The 22929-nt window shown below is 45.4% G+C and carries 23 protein-coding genes and 1 riboswitch; of the genes, 5 read left to right on the top strand and 18 right to left on the bottom strand.

Annotation, left to right across the window (positions count from 1 at the left end):
- Positions 1–76: 76 nt before the first annotated feature.
- On the top strand, positions 77–334 hold the full coding sequence (locus ACFPA1_RS24815; protein ID WP_213148018.1) for a hypothetical protein: 258 nt from the start codon (positions 77–79) through the stop codon (positions 332–334).
- Between the two features lie 48 nt (positions 335–382).
- Here ACFPA1_RS24815 and ACFPA1_RS24810 read toward each other — a convergent pair whose 3' ends face one another.
- The 5 genes from ACFPA1_RS24810 to spoIIID form a co-directional block, all read right to left on the bottom strand.
- A complete protein-coding gene (locus ACFPA1_RS24810) occupies positions 383–766 on the bottom strand; it encodes a hypothetical protein (RefSeq protein ID WP_378586713.1) in 384 nt (127 codons plus the stop codon).
- 216 nt (positions 767–982) lie between these two features.
- Complete coding sequence (fabZ, locus tag ACFPA1_RS24805; protein ID WP_378586710.1) at positions 983–1417, bottom strand: 3-hydroxyacyl-ACP dehydratase FabZ; 435 nt, start codon at positions 1415–1417, stop codon at positions 983–985.
- A 91-nt stretch (positions 1418–1508) separates the two neighbouring features.
- A complete protein-coding gene (locus ACFPA1_RS24800) occupies positions 1509–1829 on the bottom strand; it encodes a DNA-directed RNA polymerase subunit beta (RefSeq protein WP_378586708.1) in 321 nt (106 codons plus the stop codon).
- A 508-nt stretch (positions 1830–2337) separates the two neighbouring features.
- The gene (locus tag ACFPA1_RS24795) at positions 2338–3339 is read right to left on the bottom strand and encodes a rod shape-determining protein (RefSeq protein ID WP_213117187.1); all 1002 of its coding nucleotides are present in this window, start codon (positions 3337–3339) and stop codon (positions 2338–2340) included.
- 223 nt (positions 3340–3562) lie between these two features.
- Positions 3563–3835 (bottom strand): sporulation transcriptional regulator SpoIIID, encoded by a 273-nt coding sequence (spoIIID, locus tag ACFPA1_RS24790; protein ID WP_007086083.1) that lies wholly within the window; start codon positions 3833–3835, stop codon positions 3563–3565.
- Positions 3836–4511: 676 nt separating this feature from the next.
- On the opposite strand from spoIIID, the gene ACFPA1_RS24785 reads away from it, so the two are divergent.
- Positions 4512–4841: an MGMT family protein gene (locus ACFPA1_RS24785; protein ID WP_378586943.1), complete on the top strand. Its 330-nt coding sequence runs from the start codon at positions 4512–4514 to the stop codon at positions 4839–4841.
- 654 nt (positions 4842–5495) lie between these two features.
- On the opposite strand, the gene ACFPA1_RS24780 is transcribed toward ACFPA1_RS24785, so the two are convergent.
- The 4 genes from ACFPA1_RS24780 to ACFPA1_RS24765 all read right to left on the bottom strand — a co-directional run bounded on the left by ACFPA1_RS24780 (position 5496) and on the right by ACFPA1_RS24765 (position 11218).
- Complete coding sequence (locus ACFPA1_RS24780; RefSeq protein ID WP_378586706.1) at positions 5496–7541, bottom strand: penicillin-binding transpeptidase domain-containing protein; 2046 nt, start codon at positions 7539–7541, stop codon at positions 5496–5498.
- Positions 7542–7785: 244 nt separating this feature from the next.
- Entirely contained in the window at positions 7786–7989 is a 204-nt protein-coding gene (locus ACFPA1_RS24775) for a hypothetical protein (protein ID WP_378586703.1), read from the bottom strand.
- A complete protein-coding gene (gene thiC / locus ACFPA1_RS24770) occupies positions 7964–9727 on the bottom strand; it encodes a phosphomethylpyrimidine synthase ThiC (RefSeq protein WP_378586700.1) in 1764 nt (587 codons plus the stop codon). Before thiC ends, ACFPA1_RS24775 begins: the two co-directional genes overlap by 26 nt.
- 153 nt (positions 9728–9880) lie before the next feature.
- Positions 9881–9993: riboswitch (TPP riboswitch) on the bottom strand.
- Between the two features lie 367 nt (positions 9994–10360).
- Positions 10361–11218: a peptidoglycan DD-metalloendopeptidase family protein gene (locus tag ACFPA1_RS24765; RefSeq protein ID WP_378586697.1), complete on the bottom strand. Its 858-nt coding sequence runs from the start codon at positions 11216–11218 to the stop codon at positions 10361–10363.
- A gap of 131 nt (positions 11219–11349) precedes the next feature.
- Here ACFPA1_RS24765 and ACFPA1_RS24760 point away from each other — a divergent pair, with 131 nt between their 5' ends.
- Positions 11350–11817, top strand: a complete 468-nt coding sequence (locus tag ACFPA1_RS24760) for a VanZ family protein (protein ID WP_378586694.1) — start codon at positions 11350–11352, stop codon at positions 11815–11817.
- A gap of 23 nt (positions 11818–11840) precedes the next feature.
- On the opposite strand, the gene ACFPA1_RS24755 is transcribed toward ACFPA1_RS24760, so the two are convergent.
- From ACFPA1_RS24755 to ACFPA1_RS24725, 7 genes are all read right to left on the bottom strand, one after another.
- Entirely contained in the window at positions 11841–12821 is a 981-nt protein-coding gene (locus tag ACFPA1_RS24755; protein WP_378586691.1) for a nuclease-related domain-containing protein, read from the bottom strand.
- 559 nt (positions 12822–13380) lie between these two features.
- Positions 13381–14418 carry a stage II sporulation protein D gene (spoIID, locus tag ACFPA1_RS24750; RefSeq protein ID WP_213148008.1) on the bottom strand — a complete coding sequence of 346 codons (1038 nt, stop codon included), beginning with the start codon at positions 14416–14418 and terminating at the stop codon, positions 13381–13383.
- A gap of 390 nt (positions 14419–14808) precedes the next feature.
- A complete protein-coding gene (gene murA / locus ACFPA1_RS24745; protein WP_213148007.1) occupies positions 14809–16119 on the bottom strand; it encodes a UDP-N-acetylglucosamine 1-carboxyvinyltransferase in 1311 nt (436 codons plus the stop codon).
- Positions 16120–16151: 32 nt separating this feature from the next.
- Positions 16152–16988 carry a YwmB family TATA-box binding protein gene (locus tag ACFPA1_RS24740; RefSeq protein WP_378586686.1) on the bottom strand — a complete coding sequence of 279 codons (837 nt, stop codon included), beginning with the start codon at positions 16986–16988 and terminating at the stop codon, positions 16152–16154.
- 202 nt (positions 16989–17190) lie between these two features.
- Positions 17191–17424, bottom strand: a complete 234-nt coding sequence (locus ACFPA1_RS24735; protein ID WP_378586683.1) for a DUF1146 family protein — start codon at positions 17422–17424, stop codon at positions 17191–17193.
- 167 nt (positions 17425–17591) lie between these two features.
- The gene (locus ACFPA1_RS24730; RefSeq protein WP_241113944.1) at positions 17592–17771 is read right to left on the bottom strand and encodes a hypothetical protein; all 180 of its coding nucleotides are present in this window, start codon (positions 17769–17771) and stop codon (positions 17592–17594) included.
- A gap of 77 nt (positions 17772–17848) precedes the next feature.
- Positions 17849–18175 carry a general stress protein gene (locus ACFPA1_RS24725; protein WP_378586679.1) on the bottom strand — a complete coding sequence of 109 codons (327 nt, stop codon included), beginning with the start codon at positions 18173–18175 and terminating at the stop codon, positions 17849–17851.
- 213 nt (positions 18176–18388) lie between these two features.
- Between ACFPA1_RS24725 and ACFPA1_RS24720 the strand changes: the two genes are divergently transcribed.
- Together ACFPA1_RS24720 and ACFPA1_RS24715 are read left to right on the top strand one after the other, a co-directional pair.
- Complete coding sequence (locus ACFPA1_RS24720) at positions 18389–18706, top strand: IDEAL domain-containing protein (protein ID WP_213148003.1); 318 nt, start codon at positions 18389–18391, stop codon at positions 18704–18706.
- A 143-nt stretch (positions 18707–18849) separates the two neighbouring features.
- Positions 18850–19104 (top strand): GlsB/YeaQ/YmgE family stress response membrane protein, encoded by a 255-nt coding sequence (locus ACFPA1_RS24715; RefSeq protein WP_378586676.1) that lies wholly within the window; start codon positions 18850–18852, stop codon positions 19102–19104.
- Between the two features lie 50 nt (positions 19105–19154).
- Here the strand turns inward: ACFPA1_RS24715 and ACFPA1_RS24710 are convergent, their stop codons facing one another.
- Positions 19155–20054: a CheR family methyltransferase gene (locus ACFPA1_RS24710; protein ID WP_378586673.1), complete on the bottom strand. Its 900-nt coding sequence runs from the start codon at positions 20052–20054 to the stop codon at positions 19155–19157.
- A complete protein-coding gene (locus tag ACFPA1_RS24705) occupies positions 20047–22860 on the bottom strand; it encodes a CHASE3 domain-containing protein (RefSeq protein ID WP_378586670.1) in 2814 nt (937 codons plus the stop codon). The genes ACFPA1_RS24710 and ACFPA1_RS24705 overlap by 8 nt, the downstream gene beginning before the upstream one ends.
- Positions 22861–22929: the final 69 nt, after the last annotated feature.

Here is a 22929-nt window from a genome sequence, read left to right as displayed (position 1 = left end):
ATCTTGCTTTTTCGACAAATCCTCCCCATACTATTGATGTATATGGAGAAATTTGGGAGGGAGGCAGGAGAAAGAGATGAGTTGGACTAGTTGGATTGTAAACGTCATAATTGCCATTTTTTTAGCCGTGGACGCACCGAAGCGCGGTAAGAGGCCCTGGCTATGGGCGATATTGGGATTTTTCTTCGGGGCCATTGCGCTTGGAATTTATTTAATTCAGACCGGACGAAAGGTGCTTGGCTGGATTATCACGATTTTGGCCATTATTGTTTATATTTTGATTTTCATTTTTGCTATTCTCGCAGCAGCATTAATGATGACGGGATTTTCTTAAATAAAAGGGGGACAAGGCGAGCCGATGTGGCGCCTGTCCCCTTTTACATTATTCGTCTTTGTTGTCTCTGTCTTTGCGGTCGATATCATCCTCGATAATATCTTCCTGCTTGGTGTTGTTGTCCTTAATCCAGTCCTTGTCAGTTGGTGTGTTCTTGTCCTCAGACTCCGGATAATGGTTGCGTCGATCCATCGGATTGTCATTTAAATCGTTTTGCAATCGGTTATTTAGGTTGTCGTTCCGATTGTTCAGGTTGTTCCTGTCGTTCAGGTTGTTCCGATCCATATTGTCATTCAAATCGTTATCTACCCTCGGCGGCGGCGGGTTTATGTCGTTCCTTGCATTATTACAGCCAACCAGCATCATCGCCGACAATACAGAACCGGTGAGCAGCATAAACAGCTTCTTCTTCAAGCAAAAAACTCCCTTCAACTATCATGTTATTGCCTAACACTTATAGCTTTCCCGTTGTTTTTAAAAATTTGAATGGAATTTTTTTGCATGTAAAAAAGGCCGAGGGTTGTCCCCCGGCCTTTACTCGTCAGTTCTGTGATTTTACTCGTCAACTTTAAAGTTTGCTCGCCTAATTTCGGGATTTACTCGCCTAAAACCAAATTTTACTCGCCAAACCCCACAGACATCCTAAATTTATTCCTTCTTTTCCCCAAGCGCAAAAGTAATTTCCGCTTCGCAGGCGATTTCACCGTCAACGGTCGCCACGGCTTTGCCCTTGCCAATTGGTCCGCGCAAACGCACCATTTCCACCTCAAGGCGCAGCTGGTCGCCCGGCTTTACTTGCTTTTTAAAACGGCAGCTGTCTATTCCTGCAAAAAATGCCAGCCGGCCGCGGTTCTCTTCCTTTTTCAAAACAGCGACTGCCCCGACCTGCGCGAGTGCTTCAACGATTAAAACCCCAGGCATGACTGGATAATCCGGAAAATGGCCATTAAAAAATTCTTCATTGGCGGAAACATTCTTAATGCCAACCGCTCTTTTTCCCTCTTCCACCTCTAAAATTCGATCCACCAGCAAAAATGGATAGCGGTGTGGGATGATTTCTTTGATTTCATTAATATCAAGCATTTTGAATTAGTACCTCCTACTAGGAACAGATATTTATTTCTTATTGTACTATTTGTGATATGTAAAAGGGAAGGGCTAAGCCCTTCCCAGTTTATTTTTTATCAACTAAATCTTGAATATGTGTCCAAGTAGATCCCTTAAAAACATCGGCTGCATTGCCGCCGCCAAGGATGCCGTAACCGACCACCGCCCCAGCTACAAGGCTGACAAATACAAACACCACCAAGAGTACAAGGCGAAGCCAGATTGGAATAAGCCGGACTCTGATGCGGGCATGGTTCTGCGGCTCCGCCTCCGCTGTCTTTCTTTCTTTAACAGAGGCTGTGTCCACCTTTTGCAAGGCATCTGTCCTTGCCTTTTTATATTCCTCTCGCGATTGAAATTGCTGTTGTTCTACATTATTTAATGACATTTTAATTTCCCCTTTGAATCCCGCCATCCCTTTTTAAAGGATTTTGCCTATCACCCAACACGGGACTAGAGTTAATACATATTATAACCATTTTGAAGCCACACACGATGCTCATTTTATTCTATTATAAAAAATTATTCATGATTATACATTAACTTTTTGCGAGAAAAAGTAAATTGATGTAAAAAAAGCGCAGAAAATGGGGTCAAGCTGGAGGTCCAAGGGGTGTTTTCTGGAAGTTGATTTCCAATACTTTCCGAGTTTTAGGATTTACTTTCCGATTTGGAAATTTACTTTCCATTTTGGGTATTTTACTTACTTATTTTTGAGGTTTACTTCCCTTTTGGGTCCATTTACTTTCCTGAGTCCATTTTGAGGCACGAGAACCGTCCCCATGCATCACCCATGCTTCACCATGCATCAAAAAAAGCCCAATGACCCAGGCTTGTCCGGCCGTTATCATTAGACTTTTGGAAATTGGCAAGAGGTCTTACCACATTCAGTTTTATTATCCTAGTTTACGGCCTGGAATTCGGTCGATGTTATCTAGCATGATGCCTGTTCCGATGGCGACGCAGTCCATTGGATTTTCCGCTACTAAAACAGGTACCTTTAGCTCTTCCGCAAGCAGCATGTCGATGCCGTGAAGAAGTGCACCGCCGCCTGTTAAGATGACGCCGCGGTCGATGATGTCTGCTGATAGCTCAGGTGGTGTGCGCTCAAGAACGCTTTTGGCAGCCTGAACGATGACTGACACAGATTCCCGCAATGATTGCTCGATTTCCTCTGAACGAACGGTGATTGTGCGCGGCAGCCCGCTGACCATGTCACGGCCGCGAATTTCCATTTCCTCAGAACGAGAGCCTGGGAAAACAGTAGCGATGTTGATTTTGATGTTCTCAGCTGTGCGCTCACCAATCAACAGCTTGTATTCGCGCTTGATGTGGTTCAAGATCTCCATGTCGAACTTGTCGCCCGCCATTTTGATGGAGGAAGAAGTCACGATATCGCCCATTGATAGAACGGCCACATCCGTCGTTCCTCCCCCGATATCCACTACCATGTTGCCGCTTGGCTGGAAGATGTCCATGCCCGCGCCAATCGCCGCCACTTTTGGCTCTTCTTCTAAATAAATCTTTTTCCCGCCGCTTTTTTCAGCAGCTTCCTTAATTGCCTTTTGCTCAACACTTGTGATGTTCGTTGGGCAGCAAATTAAGATGCGCGGCTTTGATAAAAAGCCTTTAACGTTAAGTTTATTAATAAAATGCTTCAGCATTGCTTCTGTTACATCAAAGTCAGCAATAACGCCGTCCTTTAACGGGCGAATTGCAACGATGTTTCCTGGTGTACGTCCAACCATGCGGCGAGCTTCTTCGCCGACCGCCAAAACCCGGTTTGTGTTTCTGTCGATTGCAACTACGGAAGGCTCGTTTAATACGATGCCGCGGCCCTTCACGTGGATTAACACGTTGGCTGTTCCTAAATCAATCCCAATATCCCTTGCAAACATTCTCTTTCCTTTCCTCCTCAAGACGGATTCCTTCTACCTAATTGTCTATTCTATCACATTCATTAAAATATCCATAACATTTTAAAACAATCAATGTAATTTTTTGCTGAATCTTGTCGGAATCGGAAATTCTTTGAGAAGGTGGGACATTTTTTTGTAAAAAAAAGAAATGGTGTAAGGCACCAGTTCTTTAATTGGCATTCATTTTTGAAAAAATCTCGGCCTACTTGACAGCCTCTCCTTCTTTTTCTTCTTTCTGGTACTTCATTTTAGTCGCCTCGCCGCCCCTTAAGTGACGAATGGATTTATGATAATCTAGAATTTCTTTCACTTCGTTTGCAAGCTCTGGATTAATCTCAGGTAGTCTCTCTGTAAGATCCTTATGGACTGTAGACTTGGATACGCCAAACTCCTTCGCAATGACGCGAACCGTTTTCCTCGTCTCCACGATATACTTCCCAATCTTGATAGTCCTCTCTTTGATGTAATCGTGCACACTCTCGCCCTCCCTAAATTGGATGTGAGACGTGTGAAATGAGACCCGCTTATCACTTCGACTGAATACTGCTTCCGTGCGAGCTGCTGACTGGCTCTTGTTTGCGCTTACGCGAAATTAGAAATGCCCAGTCCACATGGACAGTGTCCACGGATGGTATCAAGCACCAAATTTCGCTCTTGCATGTCACACGGCAGAAAGTTATCACTTTCTGATCATACGATGAATAATCATGTCCCCGGCTGGATACCCGCTAACTTCAAACGACTCCTCACCTCAAACACTCTCTTTGTATAAAGGTTTGTAACATTGTATTAGCTTGGATACGGGTTTATGCACAAAATACACAAACGGGACAAGGTATTGGACTATTTTTAGAAAATTCAAATATAATGTGGTTTTTCGACATTTAGGCAAAAAGCCCCAAACCCGCGCCACGTCTATGGTTTATGTAGAAATAATCGCGGGCCGCTCGTTATTTCCCAAGAAATTTGTCGGATGAAAAATATATGTGTTTGATGTGTTTGTGTTGTGAAAATTTGGGTTTTTGGTAAAAAAACATTGAAATGTGGTAAGTAACATTGAAAAAGATGTAGGGTTTGTAGTGTCCGGGATATTGAATCGTTTTTAATATTATATAATGTGGTTAAGTTATTTAAGAAAGGATTTTACGACATTGACACCTTTTACGGAAAGAGTTATTTCGATTATAAAAAATATCCCCCCGGGGAGAGTCATGACATACGGACAAATTGCGGGGCTCGCCGGAAGTCCCCGCGCCGCCCGCCAGGTCGTCCGCGTCCTCCACTCCATGAGCAGGAAACACCGCCTGCCCTGGCACAGGGTCGTCAATGCCCAAGGAAAAATCGCCCTGCAGGATGACGAGGGCTACAACGAACAATGGCTGTCGCTCGAGGCCGAGGGCGTGGCAGTGGGTTTAAATGGGGTAATTGATCTGGAAAAATATCAGTGGCGGCCGGCTCTTGAGCACTCGGATTCCCCGTAAAAAATGGGTTAGGAAAGTAAATCAGGTATTTTGGAAAATATTTGGCTAGAAAATGTAAGTAAAATCATGATTGTGGAAAGTATTTCTCCCCATTTGGAAAGTAAACACACCAAATCGGAAAGTATATCCAAATTATTGGTAATCACCCCAAAAAGGTCATTGAAAAATTACCTAATCCAGGCTAAACGCCTGGCTTTTTGGGTGGTTGGTTACGCTTGAAATGGGGTTGGGCGAGTAAAATGTAATTTTTGACGAGTAAATTATGAAAATAGACGAGTAAAAGTAAAAAGTTGGCGAGTAAATCATGAAATTAGACGAGTAAAATCCAAAAGTAAGCGAGTAAATTTTAAAAAGGTATTTTTGTGTTCTCATAAGTTACCCAAGCCAGGCTCGCCGCCTGGCTTTTTTGGGTAGTTTAGTCGCTCGAGATGGGGATTGACGAGTAAAATCTTGATTCAGGCGAGTAAATCATGAAATTAGACGAGTAAAATCCAAAAGTTGGCGAGTAAATCCTAATTTTCCGCGAGTAAACCCACAAACAAAGCGAGTAAATTTTAAAAAAAGGTAATTTTCAATGGCCATAGCCCACTCAAACCAGGTACTTTCTCCACAAAAAAGCACCTGACCCTCGGGCCAGGTGCTTCAACCACTAACTTATTTCCATTTCATATAAATATTCTTCACCATTTTTACAGGAATCCCAGAGCCGCCCCGGTCTTTTACGTTCTCGACCATCATGGCCACCATCAGATTCGGCGAATTGACATTCCAGCCGATAAACCAGCCATTCTCGAGCCCGGTTTCGCCCTGCTTCTGCTTGAATTCCGCTGTTCCGGTTTTTCCAGCAAGCGGCTTGTCGGCCATTTCTGCCGCGTGGGCAGTCCCGCCAGCATCACCAACGACCTTGCGTAAATCAGAAGCAATCAATCCGGCGTTTTCCGGAGAAACCACGCCCTCCTTCAACACCTGCCCGCGCTTCTCTTCATCCAATAGAATCGGCTTAATCATATTGCCATTATTGATAAATGGCGTATAGGTGCTCATCAAATGAACAATGCTCATCTGCACCTGTCCCTGGCCATAACCTGAGTCGGCTAGCGCAATATCGCTTCCCATTGAACCAATTTTTGAAGTCTCAAGAGGATAAGCGAACGGCAGCTGCTCCTCAAAGCCAAACTTCTTCAAGCCATCAGAAAAGCCATCTTTCCCCATTTTCAGCGCTGCCTGTGCAAAATAAATATTATCAGAGAACACCAACGCTTTTTCGAGATTGATTGGGCTGCCCTCGTGCACCCGGGTCACGAAATAGCCGCCCCAGGACGCATCCTTCTGCCATTTCGGACCGAGGATCTGCACGCCCTCGTCCGGCTTAATCGCGCCGCTTGCGAGCCCTACAGCGGCCGTAATCGGCTTCATCACCGAGCCCGGCGCAAATGCCTGTTTAAAGCGCGTTAACAGCGGCTGGCGGGCATCGTCCTGTAGCGCCTTCCATTCGTCGGCGGTAAAGCCCAATGAAGCCTGATTCGGGTCAAATGACGGGCTGCTGACGAGCGCCAATGTTTCCCCTGTCACCGGATTCATCGCTGCCGCCGTCCCAACCTCGCCAGCCGGAGCCCCAGCAGTTCCAGTAGCCCCGGAACCAGCCGCACCTGCACCACCAGCCATCTCTGCATACACCACCGCCTGCAAATCCGCATCAATCGTCAGCTTGACATTTTTTCCATCGGCAACCGGCTTTTCCGCGAGCACTTCCTCGCCACCGGCCTTCTTCTTAATCACAATCTTCACGCCGCTCTGGCCCTTCAGCTGCTCATCCAGCACCTGCTCCAGTCCGCGCTTCCCAATCACATCGCGGCTCGTGTAGCCCTTGTCCTTGCGCTTCTCGAGCTCATCCGCGGTAATCGACCCGACATAGCCAATCAGCTGCGCCGCGGCCTCCTTGTACGGATAAATCCGCGCGTCCACCTTGCGCGTCTTCACTGGCTCGAGCGCCACGAGCTGAGCAATCCGCTCAGAATCGTCCATCGACACCTTCTTCAAAGGCACAAACATCCCCGGCTGTACCCAGCTCGCCTTCAACGCCTTGTCGACCTGATCCGGCGTCATCTTCAACAAAGAAGCCAGCTGCTCCTTCACCGGCGCGGCAATGTCCCCGGCCGTCACCCCGACCTCGTACACCTGGCCGTTCACCGCCAGCCCCGTGCCGTTCCGGTCAACAATTTCGCCCCGTTTCGCCGGCACCGTGCTCAAGCTCAGCTTGTCTCCCTCCTGCATTTTTGGAAAAATGAACCCCGGATTCCAGTCCACAAACCAGTTTTCCTTATCGTCCTTTTTTTCCTTTTTCAACTGGGCTTCTTCGGTAAAATCAATCGGCCCCGCGACACTATTCATTTTAGCGGTAAAAGAATACTTGGCTTGCTCTTTATCCGCCTGTTTATCGTCTTTCGGTTTTTTGAAGTCAATCTTGAGGTCAGTAATCTGTAAATCGTCGTAGATTTTCTTATAGCGGTTCGTAAAGTCCTCTTTCGAGATTTTCTTTTTGGCATCATTCGAAAGGTAATTATACATGTCAGCAAACTTCTGCTTATTCCATAAGGCTATGTACTCGGAAAATCGATCCTGCGGCGTTGGCTCCTTGCTGCAGCTGGCAAGCAAAACACCCAGCACCACGGCAAGCAACAGCCCGGCAACTTTTTTCAAGGCAAACCCCTCCTTTTTTTACCATTTTAACACAACCTTAGACAGATTTCTCATCAAAGCAACGTAGGTCATCCTGTATTCCAGGTATAATCAGCTGACTCTTTAACATATGCCCAAGCCCTCCAATCTACCGCAACAAAAACACCCCACCGCCAATTTCAGGACAAAACTCCTAAGGAAAATAGCGGCATTAAAAAACCCCGGCTATTAAACCGGGATTTGCTTTGTAACTAGGTGAATGAAATTAATAATAGGTGCTTTCTGCGAAACCGCACTTTCGGCATTTCCTCATACCGTATGTTTCGGAAAATAGATGCCGGCAATGTTGCTGGATGTTTTCAATTTCCTTTTCCAAGATATGAATTTTTTGTTTTAGGATATCTATTTCTTCATTCATTTTTATTACCTTAATGGAATTCGTCTCAACGGTAAATTCTTGATCCATCATGAATAAATTCCTCCGCTTTTTTCCTCATGCCTTCTTCAATGTCCACTTCTTTACTCGCTGCCTTTTCCCGAATATCATGTGATATTCTCATCGAACAGAACTTTGGCCCGCACATGGAGCAAAAATGGGCTGTTTTTGCCCCCTCCGATGGCAATGTTTCGTCATGGTATTCCCTTGCACGCTCCGGATCCAAAGAAAGATTAAACTGGTCTTCCCATCTGAATTCGAAACGGGCTTTCGATAACGCGTTGTCTCTTTTTTGCGCACCGGGGTGCCCTTTGGCCAAATCAGCGGCATGAGCGGCAATTTTATAAGCAATGACTCCTTCCCGGACATCATCTTTGTTCGGTAAGCCCAGATGCTCTTTGGGTGTCACATAACAGAGCATCGCTGTTCCGAACCAGCCGATCATCGCTGCTCCGATTGCTGAAGTAATATGATCATATCCTGGTGCGATATCGGTGGTTAAAGGTCCTAACGTATAAAATGGAGCTTCTTTACAAATTTCCATTTGCTTATCGACGTTCTCTTTGATCATATGCATTGGTACATGACCAGGCCCTTCAATCATCACCTGCACATCATGTTTCCAGGCAATGTCTGTTAATTCTCCGAGCGTTTCAAGCTCTGCGAATTGTGCTTCATCATTTGCATCGGCAATACTGCCTGGACGGAGCCCGTCTCCAAGAGAAACAGAGATATCATATTGTTTCAGGATTTCACATATTTCTTCAAAATGAGTATAGAGGAAATTCTCCTTATGATGAGCCAAGCACCATTGCGCCAAAATCGAGCCGCCGCGGGATACAATGCCCGTTGTCCGTTTTGCCGTTAAAGGAATATATCGCAGCAAAACGCCGGCATGGATCGTAAAATAATCGACGCCTTGTTCCGCCTGTTCAATTAAAGTATCACGGTAAATTTCCCATGTTAAATTCTCGGCAATCCCATTTACCTTCTCGAGTGCCTGATAGATTGGGACCGTTCCAACTGGTACGGGAGAATTGCGAATGATCCATTCTCTCGTTGTATGAATATTTTTTCCCGTTGATAAATCCATGATGGTGTCGGCGCCCCAGCGAGTTGCCCACGTCATTTTTTCAACCTCTTCCTCTATAGAGGAGGTAACAGCCGAATTCCCGATATTTGCATTAATTTTCACATGAAAGTTTCGTCCTATAATCATCGGTTCGCTTTCTGGGTGATTGATATTGGCTGGGATAATCGCTCTCCCGCTGGCAACTTCCGCACGAACAAATTCCGGTTCCCTATGTTCACGAATGGCTATGTACTCCATTTCAGGGGTAATAATGCCTTTTTTGGCATAATGCATCTGGGTGACATTTTTTCCTGCTTTAGCTTTTAGGGGTGTTTTATTTACATTGGGATACCATTCAAGCGATGCACGTTGGTCCCCTTCATGGTATCCGTTATCCTTGGCCTTTATTTCTCTTCCAACATATGCCTCCACATCATTCCGCTCGAGAATCCAATTCTTACGTAATGCTGGAAGTCCGCTTTGAATATCGACCTGATAATTCAAATCTGTGTAGGGGCCGCTCGTATCATAGACCCGAACAGGCTCATTTTCTTCTTCTCCAAAAGCAGCAACGGTTCGACTAAGTTGAATTTCTCTCATCGGAACCTTAAGATCGGGTCTTGCCCCTTCGACATATACCTTTTTACTTCCAGTGAATTGTGATTTTAACTCGATGTTCCCTTCCACTTGCTTCTGCATGTAACTTCCTCCTTCAAAATGGTTTGATTTTGCACTCTGGGAGTTACAGCGCAGTTCATTACTGGAAAGTAATGGAGGACAATACAAAAAGGTTCTGTTTTCACAGAACCTGATTTTTTCATCCAAAAGTAGCGGTACCCAAATTAAACACAGACACCTTTGATACTACTTCCCTACGCTGGTATAATCCAGATCAGGTTCAAAGGGTCAAAGAATTTATGCATTCTTCTCTCAGTCCGAGCCATCGGACCCCCCCAGTAGAGCATTTCAAACAATATTAAGTTATAATCTTACATTCGTAAATATATCAGAAATTTTTGAAAATGAAAAGCCTTTTGGTAAACTTTGTGGTTATCGGAACAGATAATTCTCATAACTGTTTTTCAAACTTTCACCTTTTGTTCATAGTTTGTTCATATCTGGAGGGTAAGATAAGAGTGTGAAAAGGACAATCTCAGTCACACTTTTTCATAACCCCCCCTTTTAATATATCGTGTTGGATCCGGCAATCGGCCGGGTCCTATTTTTTTGCTTAATGTGCGGAATCTGGCAGGCGGGCCAGATTCTTTTTTTTGAAAAAAACACAAAAAAAAAGAGGAAAGTATCCCCTTCCCCTTACTTACAGTTTCAATATTAAGAATTTGTCTTTTCTTTTGAGTTAGTGGACTCGTCTTCTTTGCTCTTGCCGTCGTCCGTTTCCTTATCGGAAGACTGGTCGTCGGAGCCAGCTGGATCCTCCAACTCCTGCTGCTTTTTTTCGCTAGGAGTTGTTTGCATAGATTCCTTGCTGTTTGAAGGAGTCGCTTCTTGTAAAGTGCTTACCGGTTTGTCGATATACTTACTAGGGTTAACCGCGACGCCATCCTTACGAATTTCAAAATGGACGTGTGTTCCAGCTTTTTCATTGAACATGCTTTGCCCAGCCTTGGCAAGAACATCTCCCTGTTTTACCTTGTCGCCAACTTCAACTTTAATGTCTTTCACAGACTGATATTGTGTTACAATACCTTTGTCGTGTTCAATTTCGATGACATTTCCAAGCACCGCGTCTTCTTCAACACGAGTGACAGTTCCGCTGAGTGATGCTAATACATCAAACGTTTCGCCGTCCTTCATGGTGATGTCGACACCAGTATTTGGGTTGTATGTGTTCTCGTAGAATACTAATGCGGCTTCCTGGTCTTCAGCTTTGGCTGTGAAATCATAGAACTTTGTCTTGATCACTGCTGATGCTGCATCCTTCACCGGCATTTTGACGTTTTCTAAAGCCGAGTTAACTTCAACTGCAGGCGGGTTGGTCTTTTTGCCAGTAATATCAGTAGACTTGTAATCGTATTTGTCTGAGTCTCCTGCACTGGACTGATACCAAAGAACACCTGTTAAAATGATTGCTGCACTTGCGATATAGATGGCTGGAAATACCCAACGCTTCTTGAAAAAGCGTTTTACGCTGGAACTTTGAGAAGATCGTTTGTTTTCTTCCTCTCTCATTTTCATCACCTCAGCAATCATTCTGAACAGATAACTAGAATTATATACACTAGTCTGAAAAAAATTTTATTTTTTGTAATCGCCTGCGTTTTTATGCATCTTTTTGAAAAATTTTTAGGGGGAATTGTTTCATGAAAGCTTTAAAATGGGTGCTGCGGGTCCTGCCCGTGCTTTATATGGCAGCCATCTTTATTCAATCGAGCCTGCCATCGGACCACTTCGTGCGCCTGCCCGATTCGAATATTGACCACACTATTAAAGAATCGTTGCATTTAATAGAGTTTGCGATTTTATATGTATTACTAGTCCTCGCATGTTTGACGTTTAGACGCGGTGACGCTGACCTGCGCAGCAATGCTGTCGCCGGTTTCAGTTTTACACCAGGCTGGAACTTGGCCTGTGCCCTGTTTGCGGCCTTCTACGGCATCAGTGACGAAATCCACCAATCGTTCTATCCATACCGCTCCGCGTCGCTATTTGACCTGTTTAAGGACTTCCTCGGCATCAGCGTCTGCTACTATTTTATTCGCGGTGCGCTGTTTAAGGGTAAATTTGAGGGGCTGGCGAAGCTGCTAGGCCGCGTTCGGTCTGTTTCTTAAACCACTGCTGGTTGGCGGTGGTTTTACTTTTTCGAAAAAATATAAGGCGGCTGATGATAGACGCGGTCTTTAAACTTGCCAGTGTACGGCAATTTCATAGATTTAAGAATCTTTCTGGCTACATGGATTGAATTTAGATGGAGGAAAGCACGAAGTTCCGAATTGGTTATTGTAGGTTTAATTAAAAGAAAGTAATCATGGATCGCTTGTATGTGCGCAGTTTTAGAATTTGCCTCACATCTCGGACAACACCAAATTCCATTTTTATATACCATTGCGAGAAAAAAGCATTCGGGACATTGAACACCTGTAAGAACATCCATTGGAGTAAGGTGAAACATTTGAAGAATATCGGGGTCTTCGGGTGTGTGATTTGTTAATAGGAGACGTTTAATTTTTTTTATATCTTTGTCACTCAGCTTGTCCGTTTTGTAGTAGCCTGCCAGTTGCTCTATCTTATCCATGAGGCATTCGCTGTTGCAAAGATGGTGAACAATCCTATCATCGCGTGATTCTAGTCTAATGATTGTTTTTTCATTTGTATTTACAACAAAGTATTGCAGCGGTATATCCGGACAATTGTGCTCCTTCAGCCATTTTTGCAGCTTAATGATCTGCAGCCTTGCCTGCAATATAGGATTTTTGATTCTTTCCTCTACACCATTCTTTTTACAAAATACTTGATTGAAATCTTTTTTATAAGTGATTTCCCCCGACCTGTTTTTCGATTCGAGGCTAAATCCAAAGGATGGAGAGAGGATGAAGGTGTCGATTTGAAAGAAGTATTTGCCTAGTTTAAGGCGGAGCCCATTAAAAATGTGATACCTTGAGTCAGACAGCATACTCAAGTGAAATTCCAGTGAACGTTCACCCTTTTCCCCAGCCTTCTTGGTACGTAATTTCTCCGTCACATCAGGTTTTGTTGGATGATTAGGGGTAATTCTTCTTAAAAGTGCCTCACATTTAAGAATGGTCCGCGAAATATCATAGTCTTTCTCACGCAAATGCATCATTCCTTTCTAAAATTACTATCCAAACCTTTTACTCCAAAAATCGACAATTACTTTGACAACTTTTTGAATTTTTAGACTAGGGATATTGCTGCTAGTTGGTTTACTCGTCTAATTTTGTGATTTACTCGTCTAATATTGACTTTTACTCGCCAACATTTGCGATTTACTCGCCCAAATCTGGATTTTACTCGCCAACCAGGATCTAAACATGAAAAAAGCCAGGCGGTCAGCCTGGCGCAGGTAACTTTCTGCTATTTTATGATCTCCACCCATCTTTTTTAATTACCTATTTTAAAATTCAACCGCCACTCCACCTGTTTTTTCCTTAAATATGGATATCTCACTTCGAATTAGGTCATTTTTAGATTACCTTTTTCCATTTACTCGTCACTTTGCCCAGTTTACTCGCCTAAAACTAAAATTTACTCGCCAACTTTTGCGATTTACTCGCCCAAATCTAAATTTTACTCGTCGACAACCAATTAATTACACCCAGCACCCACACAAAAAAGCCAGGCACCCCCACACGCCTGGCTTCCACACACACACCCTATTTCTTCGCCGTAATCGTCGCCATCATGTTCTCCGCCGAGGTGACCTCTACGCCCTTGTAGTAGTACTGGACGATATCCTTGTAGTTCTTGCCCTCCGCGGCCATTCCGTTCGCGCCGTACTGGCTCATGCCCACGCCGTGGCCATTGCCGCGTGTGGTGATCACAATATTATTCCCCTTACGCTCCCACGAAAAGTCGGATGACTTCAAGTCCAACTTATCGCGGATGTTTCTTCCGGTCAATACCTTGCCATTAAAGTCAACCTTCGCCACGCGCTTGCCCTCGGTCCGGGCGACAATTTTTCCAAGCGCATTACTTGACCCTATTTTCACGCCAAGCCGTGATTCAAACTCTTTCACGGTTACAACCTTCTGATTGGTGAATTTAGGGGAATCCTTATCCCAAGGACTTGAAACACTTCGCAAATACGGGATACTTCCAGACCAGTAGTCCTCCGAGTTCTCCGTAAAGCCGTTGCTGGTGGAGAAAAACAACGCATCAATTGGCTCGCCATTATAAGTCAAAATCTGTCCGCTCGTTGACCGAACAGCCTCCATAATCTTTTTCTTTTTCCATTCATAATCTTTTCCCCAGTTCTTCCTTTGCTGAGCGTCATCTATGTAGGCTTGATGGAGCTGTGGGGTGTCCGTTACCTGCGAACCTTTTGGGGCACCAATCGTATCCCCTTTAACCAACCGATTAACAATATACGTCCTCGCCGTCAGCGCCTGGGCCTTGAGCGCCTCCTCATTGAAATCCGCCGGCATCTCGGCAGCGACTACCCCAACAAGGTAATCCTCCAATGGGGTTTCTTCAATCGCAGATTTGGCGGTGCGGAACACGGCCACGTCAATTGCCGCGTCAGAGGATGGGGAAGTAGTTTCCTGCGCCGCCGGCTGCTTCTTGGCGAGATCCTCGCCCAGCTTGCCGCTCGCCTTCTCGCTCGAAAAAGGCAATACCAACACAGCGGGGATAATCAGTGTCAAGGCAATAAGAAATGCTGCTAGTACGATGAGTGGTTTGATATTTTTCATGATTGTGCCTCCAGTTTGTAAATTCACAGCCCACTTGCGCCCGGGATGCGTCACATTACAACATATGGAGGCAGACAAGCATTTATTACTTCTTTTTCAAAAAATCAACTCGTTGAAAAGTTATCCACAAATCACAGAGTTATTCGACTTATCCACAGAGTTATCAGACACAATTGGGTATAATTCCACGTTATTTATAATAAAAACCGAAACCGCTTGTGGACAACCCGCAACACCCCCTAAACAGACACAAAAAAACAGGACCCGTTATTCCAGGCCCCGTTGCTTTGGTTGTGTTCAGTTGTACCCTTAAAATAGGATTTAAGCTGAGTATAGAACTAAACACCCGCGGCATTTAGTCCAATTTTAAAATGGAACTTTGCACGCCCCTTAGGCATTTAGATCCGTAACATATTTTCCAAGTTCGATAAAGGTTTCATCTGCTTCCTTCACACGCTCGATGTCAGCACCTAAGCCGGCAAGCTTTTCGTGGAAATTCACGTAGCCGCGGTCCAAATGCTTCAATTCAGTTACGCGTGTTACACCTTCAGCAACCAGCCCGGTTAAAATCAGTGCAGCTGCAGCACGAAGGTCTGTTGCCGCCACTTCGGCGCCTTGTAAGTTAGAAGGACCATTTAAAATCACAGAACGACCTTCAATTTTTACATCGGCATTCATGCGGCGGAATTCCTCAACATGCATAAAACGATTTTCAAACACAGTTTCCGTAATCATTGACGTGCCATCTGCACAAAGCAGCAAAGCCATCATCTGTGACTGCATATCAGTCGGGAAGCCTGGATGCGGCATGGTTTTGATGTCGACCGCCTTCAAGCGCTCAGGCCCGATGACGCGAACGCCATCCTCTTCCTCAATAATCGTCACACCCATCTCCTCCATTTTCGCAATCAATGAAGAAAGATGTTCCGGAACTGCACCCTTTACAAGCACATTTCCGCCCGTAATCGCAGCCGCCGTCATGAACGTGCCTGCCTCGATCCGGTCCGGAATAATATTGTGGTCCGCGCCAAACAACACATCGACACCCTCGATGCGAAGCGTACCAGTGCCGGCACCCTTCACGCGCGCACCCATTTTATTTAAAAAGTTAGCTAAATCAACGATTTCTGGTTCTTTTGCGGCATTTTCAATTGTAGTTGTACCTACAGCCAACGTTGCCGCCATCATAATGTTTTCAGTAGCGCCAACACTTGGGAAATCTAAATAAACCTTTGCTCCATGCAGACGGCCTTCAACCTCCGCCTCGATAAAGCCATTGCCCACCTTGACCTTCGCACCCATGGCTTCAAAACCCTTCAAATGCTGGTCAATCGGCCGGGATCCAATCGCACAACCGCCAGGCAAAGCCACCCGGGCACGGCCATTACGTGCAAGAAGTGATCCCATGACAAGCACAGACGCGCGCATTTTGCGAACATACTCAAAAGGCGCTTCCTCTTTTAACACTCTAGATGCATCAACAACAACGGTATTATTATCGAAAGCCACTTCAGCGTTTAGGTTACGTAGCACTTCATTAATTGTAAATACATCGGAGAGTGTCGGTACATCACGTATCACACTTTTTCCATCACTTGCTAATAATGTTGCAGCGATAACAGGCAGAACGGCATTTTTTGCTCCTTCAACTTTAACCGTTCCGTATAGCCTTTGTCCGCCGCGGACGATGATCTTTTCCAAGAGTATTCCCCTCCGCGTCCATTTTCTCTATATTAATATTCAATCGTAATGATAGGGGTTCCTACTACAACCGTAGTCGGACCGCCCAATCCTTCGGAGCGTAAGCCAATTTGCAAATTCATGTTATTATTTTTCAAGTCAATATCGTCTGAGAACATCGGCGACTTGGCCGAAACAGACATGAAATTCTCCTCTTTTAACGCCTCGATCTCTTTAGCTTGAAAGCCCGACATCAGTTTACTCGCCGTTTTTTCTAAAGCCTTATCAATCTTATCACTCACAACGCCTTTCATACAAGAAAAAACTGTTGGTTTACCACGAAATATGTCATTTAGCCTATTTCCAAATTGACCGCTCATGATAAAGGATTTAGAGGCCTCGTTCCACTCATTGCCCCTTACACTATATACTATATACGCAGTCGTAGGTTGTTTTGTGCGGGTTGCCAAGAATTGTAGCTTTTCCGTGTGGTGGTTAGATGCTGTGGATACTGCCGTCATTTCCCACGCCTCGCCTGTTGTCCTCTCCGTCCAACGCCAGTCGGGAAACTTCTTCCGTAAAACATTCGCGTATTCCTTCACGTCAATACCAGCCGCCTGCTCCCTTGCATAAATAGACCAATCCTGAAGCATAATATCTTGGGCCTGAAAAATAGCTGCCATTTTTCCAAGATCCTTTTCTTCTTGGAAAAATACCTCCCGGACGCGCGTCTCGCCTTGTTTCTGGGATACGGTTTCGCCGACGCTCGTTTCTCCCTTAAAAAGTGATGCTAGGCCGCCATTTGCCTCAGTGGTTCGGTTCCCCATCACAACCAGAATAATACTAAAACATATAATCAGGCATATATAAGTGACTCTATTTCTGTTCATTCTCTCGTCTCCCCCTTAATACCATTGTTTCCAAGGAGAGAGAGAGCATACTTGGGAATTCTCGTCACTTTTAGACAAAATCCCGTTTTTTATCTATAGGTGGTAAAACGTCTGACAAGCTTCAGGTTATTTTTCCACATAAATTTGATTGTACTCAATCTATAACCATTTTGGAACCTTTAATTTTTTTCCAATTAATGTTTTATTGAAAGATTAACGGTAGTTGTCTCGACCATTGCAGGTAATCAAGGAAAAAGTTACTAACTGATGATCCAATGAAAATTGCCAATAATATGTACAATAAACGTGCTTGAAATACATGGTTAGGCTTAAGCAGTTTATCCAGGCGAATCGCTTGCAGGGCCCACCAGGAAACCGCAATACACACCAAATGAGACAGAATGCTGACTAACGCAATTTGCCCAAAATCATCCATCTATTTCGCCTCCTTTTCACACAATCCCTATTCTACCATACCCTCCAACTTATTTCCTTTATTTAGGGGTTACTTAGAGAGGAGACTTTTGCCCATAATAAATTACCTGCCTAAGCACGATTGAACCGGTTAAACGTGTTTAGGCAGGTAATTTAAGGAAGACCAATTTACACCTCATTCCATATCTGCTGTAATCTTAGTGGTACATACACCCTTTCTCCATGAATTTCTCGATGAAGGATGGGCTCCTCGAAAAATTGCTCCAAGTGAAGCCTTGCCCGACTTTTGCGTCTTGCTCTGGTGCGTTCTCCCATTAATTTTTCAAATTTTATTGATGAAGTTTTCATAAAAGATTCTCCCTTCCCGATTATTTAGTGAGCCGTCGCCCTATTGATGAGGGCGGCAGCTCTTTTCCTTTAACCCCTTAAGCTGATTTTCCCGCGACGACGACGACTTTTCCTCGGTCCAATTCTTCTTCATAGCGCTCCGCCTCAAGCGGCGACATCCCTAATGACTCCAGCTTGGCGCGCAGTTCATCTCCCCGCTTTCGAAACACGTTGGCAAAAGATTCAATGACGCCTTGCTCCTTGACGCCAATCTCATTAATATCCAGAGAGTCAGTTAAATCCTGAAATCGAGTCTTATCATGGGCCAGTAAATAAATTTCATCCTTGGAATAGCCCTGCATCATTAAATCCTCAATTTCCCTTTTCGCTTGCACACCATTTTCTACTACTTTAATTGTATTCATGTTCCATTCCTCCTTTTAACGTTGTACAGGTTATATAACCGCTCCGTTGAAAATTGAAACCTATTTTTTTCGGATTTTTTTGAAATGATGCATGGGGACGGTTCTAATGCATCACAAAGTGAGGCAAGAGAACCGTCCCCGTGCATCAAAATTTTTTGGAAGCAGGTTACTCCGATTCAAAGCATGGGTATATAGGAAGCGGAGGTGGTTTAGATGAAGAAATTATCATGTAGGTATTGTGGGAACAAGGAATTTTACGTTTTAAGTGTAAATGAGACGCTGTGCAAATGCGGGATGCGTTTAAAGAAGTTTAGTGATTATCACACTGAAAGGGATGCCAAGTGGGAGCAGCTTTTTCGAAAGGAACAAAAACGCAAGGCCGAACTCATCTCAAAAATCAGCCTGTTAACCCGTGAGATAGACAGTTGCCTCGATAACCGGGATGAGTCGCGGTTTCAAGAACTGACGGAAGAATTAAAGATCTGTTGGCGAGCCCTACATATAGGAAGAAATCATTCAGAAAAAGTGTAAAAGAGGCATGGGAAAGAGGCATGGGGACGGTTCTTGTGCCTCACTTTGTAAGGCACGAGAACCGTCCCCATGTTCACTAAATGGTTTCATTTTCATTACAAACGGGTATTTAGTCTATATCCAATTGAAAGGGGAGATTATTTATGGGATTTATTTGGTCATTAATTATTGGAGGCGTCATTGGCTGGCTGGCCGGACTGATTCTTGGGCGTGATGTACCGGGAGGCATTATCGGTAATATTATTGCCGGTTTTATCGGTGCTTGGCTTGGATCGTTTCTGTTGGGGAGCTGGGGACCGGTAATTGGCGGCTTCTACGTCTTTCCGGCCCTAATAGGCGCAGCGGCTCTGGTCTTTATCCTCAGTCTGATTCTAAGAAGCGCCAAACATTCTCATTAATATAGTAAGAAAAAAGAGACTGTCACCGCTGGACAGTCTCTTTTTTCATTTCACCCTGCCCCATTACCTTTTCGATAAATTCGTTCCTGGGCATTGAATTCTTCATAATGCAAGCCTTTTGGCAAAAACAGAATCGACTCCTTGCTGCCGAGCCCGATAAAGCCGCCGCTCGCCAAACTGCCGTAAAAGAGACGGTGGACCTGCTGCTGTAGGTTATTGTTAAAATAAATCATCACGTTCCGGCAGAGAATCACATGGAACTCATTGAAGGATCCATCCGTCACCAAGTTATGCTGGGCAAAAATCAGGTTATCTCCCAACAGCGGTTTAAAATAAGCATACTGGTGGTCGGTCGTATAGTATTCCGAAAATGCCTTGCGCCCGCCCGCTTTCAGGTAATTTTTCGTATATTGCTGCATTTTTTTAAGCGGGAAGGCCCCTTTCTGGGCAGCCTGAAGCGCTTTTTCATTCATATCAGTTGCGTAGATTTCCGTTTTTTTCGCAAGCCCCTCTTCATGCAGGAGGATGGCCATCGAATAAACCTCTTCCCCGGTTGCACAGCCGGCATGCCAAATCCGGATTTCAGGAAGCTCCCGCAAGAGCGGGACCACTTGCTCGCGAAACGCCGCAAAGAAGCTGGGATCGCGGTACATTTCCGTCATCCGGATTGACAGATCATTCAAAAGCCGCTCCAAAAAGCCAGGTTTGTGGAGGACTTTTTCCAATAAGGCCGTAATCGTCGGCAGTCCTTCTGCCTTCATCCGGTTCATAATCCTCCTCGTCAACGAGGCCCGGACATAACCGCGAAAATCGTAACCATACATTTGATACAGCCCCTCGAGCAGCAAATTCAGCTCAACCTCCTGTACCTCTGTTAAGGCAAATGGTTCGGTCTCTGGTAATGGTGTATCACGCGTATCGCTCGGCGATATGCTCGTTTTGTTACTCATCTGGATTCACCTGCTCTGTCAGCCAAACCCGCATCAATGAGAATAGCTGCTCTATATTCAATGGCTTCATGATATAATCGGACGCCCCCGCTTCCATGCACTTGTCGCGCTCGCCCTTCATCGCCTTGGCGGTCAAGGCAATGATTGGCAGGCTGTACAGCCCAAGCTCGTTCCGAATTATTTTCATCGCCTCGTAGCCGCCCATCACCGGCATCATGATATCCATAAAAATCAGGTCAAAATCGGCTTGCTCACGTAATCTTTCGATCGCTTGTTTTCCGTTTTTCGCCACTTGTACGTTAATCCCCTTGCGCTCAAGGGCCGTAACCAACGCATAAATATTGCGGCCATCATCCTCAACAAGAAGGACCTTTTTTTCATGAAACAGCTCGTCATCGGTACAGTGCTCTGCCTCAATGATATCGGCGTCCTGAACTGGCTCTTCCGGAAGCAGCCCCCTCGGCATCTCGGCCTCACGGGTTGGCGCCACTTCTTCCAGTGCCGTGAACACCACCGGCTCCGGCTCCAGCTGGCTCGGAATATATAGGGTAAACGTACTTCCCTTCCCGATCTCGCTCTCGACCTCGATGACGCCGCCAAGCAGGCGGGTAAATTCCCGGCAAATCGATAAGCCAAGTCCGGTGCCGCCATATTGACGGTTCGTCGTCCCGTCCACCTGCTGAAACGCTTCAAAAATAATTTGCTGTTTATCATCCGGGATGCCGATTCCTGTATCGGCTACCGATATGGCCAGAACCGGACCCCCGCAACGCAGCTGCTCCGCTTTTTCCGGAGGCGATACGGCAATCTGGACGGTGACTGAACCCTGTTCCGTAAATTTAAACGCATTTGATAGCAGATTTTTTAAAATTTGCTGTAAGCGCTGGCCGTCTGTCGAAATCACCGGCGGCACGTTCGCGTCTGTCAGGACCTCAAACGTTACATTCTTTTTGGCTGCAACCGGATCAAACAGGCGCTTTAATGTTTGCGGCAGCTCGGTTACGTTGACCTCGTCTGTCAGGATTTCAATTTTCCCTGCCTCAATTTTTGATAAATCGAGGATATCATCAATAAGCCGTAACAAATCACCGCCAGCAGTGTTGACGACGCGGGCGTATTCCTCAACCTCGTCTTGGTCCATGCCGCCATTTTCCATCAGCATTTGTGACAGAATCAAAATACTGTTCAGCGGCGTCCGTAGTTCATGTGACATATTTGCTAAAAAGTCGGATTTGTACTGCGAGCTTTGCTGCAGCTGGAGTGAATACTCCTCGAGCTCATCCTTCGCTTTTTTCAGCTCAAGCGCCCGCTCTTCGGCTAACCGATTTTGCTCTTCTAAATATTCGTTCGTGTGCTTCAGCTGCTCTTGCTGCATTTGCAATTCCTCGGACTGGGCTTGCAGCTCTTCGGATTGAGCTTGGAGCTCCTCAGTCATGACCTGTGATTCTGCAAGCAGCCGTTCAACCTCCATCCGTCCGAGCACATTGGTAATGGAGGAGCCGAATTTATCCTGCAGGAGGTCGAGCAATGTTAGGTGCTGCGAAAGGAACGGCTGTAGTGCCGCAAACTCGACAACAGCTTCGACCCGGCCCTGATAGATAATCGGCGCCACCAATAAATTTCTTGGTGACGACGCCCCGAGGCCGCTGGTCACTTTCATATGCTCTTCCGGCAAACGGTCGATTAGAAAAATACGCTGGTCGAGTGCCGCCTGGCCGACGAGCCCTTCACCAAAGCGGAAGCTGGCCTTAACGTCGACCTCATCGGAGACAGCATAGCCTGCCACCTTGACGAAGTCGACCTCGCCGCCCTGTTCCCGGCGCAGATAGACCACGCCGTAACAGGCTTCAAATAGTGGTGCCAGCTTGTTGATGACCCGCTGCGCCAGCTCATTAATATCGGTAATTCCCTGATACAGTATAGAAATATCTGTGAGACTTTTTTGCACCCATTGCTGTCTTTCGAGGCTGCCGAGCAGGCAGTTCATGGCCTCGGCAAGCTCACGCGTCTCGTCCTTCGCTTTCACGCTGATCCGTGTCGTCAAGTCAACCTTCGAGTCGGTGATGCTCTGGATCGTTTTTACGACTTGTTTGATCGTGTTGACAATCGAGTTTGACAAGAAAAGCGCCGTTAGGATGGTTAAGAAGGTTACAAAAATAATAATCCCATATAGGATGATTTTTAAATTGTTATTGTTCTGAAGGAGCTCATCTGTCCGTTTTGACGTCATCTCCTTTTCCTTTTCCAAAAAGGAATCCATCTGGGTGCGGATCTGGTCGGTCACCTTTTTCCCAGTTTGTTCTGCAAAATTCTTAGACAGTGCTGTTTCGTTCCCTGCCTTTTTCTGATTGATGGTAAATTCACCAGTATTCATGATCCATTTTTCAATCACCGGCTTGATGTCTTCGAGGTTTTGCTGCTGACTGCTGTTATCAGCAAGCAAGGAATGGAGCTTGTTGTAGTTGTCTAGCCAGCTGCGATTCCCTTCGTGGTATGGCTCGAGATACTCCTCCTGTCCGGTTAACGCGTAGCCGCGGATTCCAGTTTCCATATCGAGGACATTTTTTTGAATCTGATTTGCCAGGTCATGGACCTCAATGTCGTGCTGCGAAATGAATTTTATTTCATCCTGCAGTGCGGTCATCCGGTTCACCACAACGAGCAGGGACAGCACAAGGCAAATCAGGATTGCGAAATAGCCTGTGATAATTTTTGCATGAATGCTGTAATGGACGCCTTTCATTGCGTCACCCCCCCTGTGTTTTTTTCTTAAAACTATCATATCGTTTCTATTACATTCGCCCAATGAGTCGCAGGTCCCGAGAGTCAGACGGGACGATAGACCCTTTTAAACATTTATTGTTTCATGCGCCTG

Origin of the sequence: Neobacillus sp. GCM10023253, assembly GCF_042653105.1 — a bacterium.
In the GTDB taxonomy this organism is placed as follows: Bacteria; Bacillota; Bacilli; order Bacillales; family Cytobacillaceae; genus Neobacillus; species Neobacillus citreus.
This window is presented reverse-complemented; position numbering and strand designations above follow the sequence as displayed.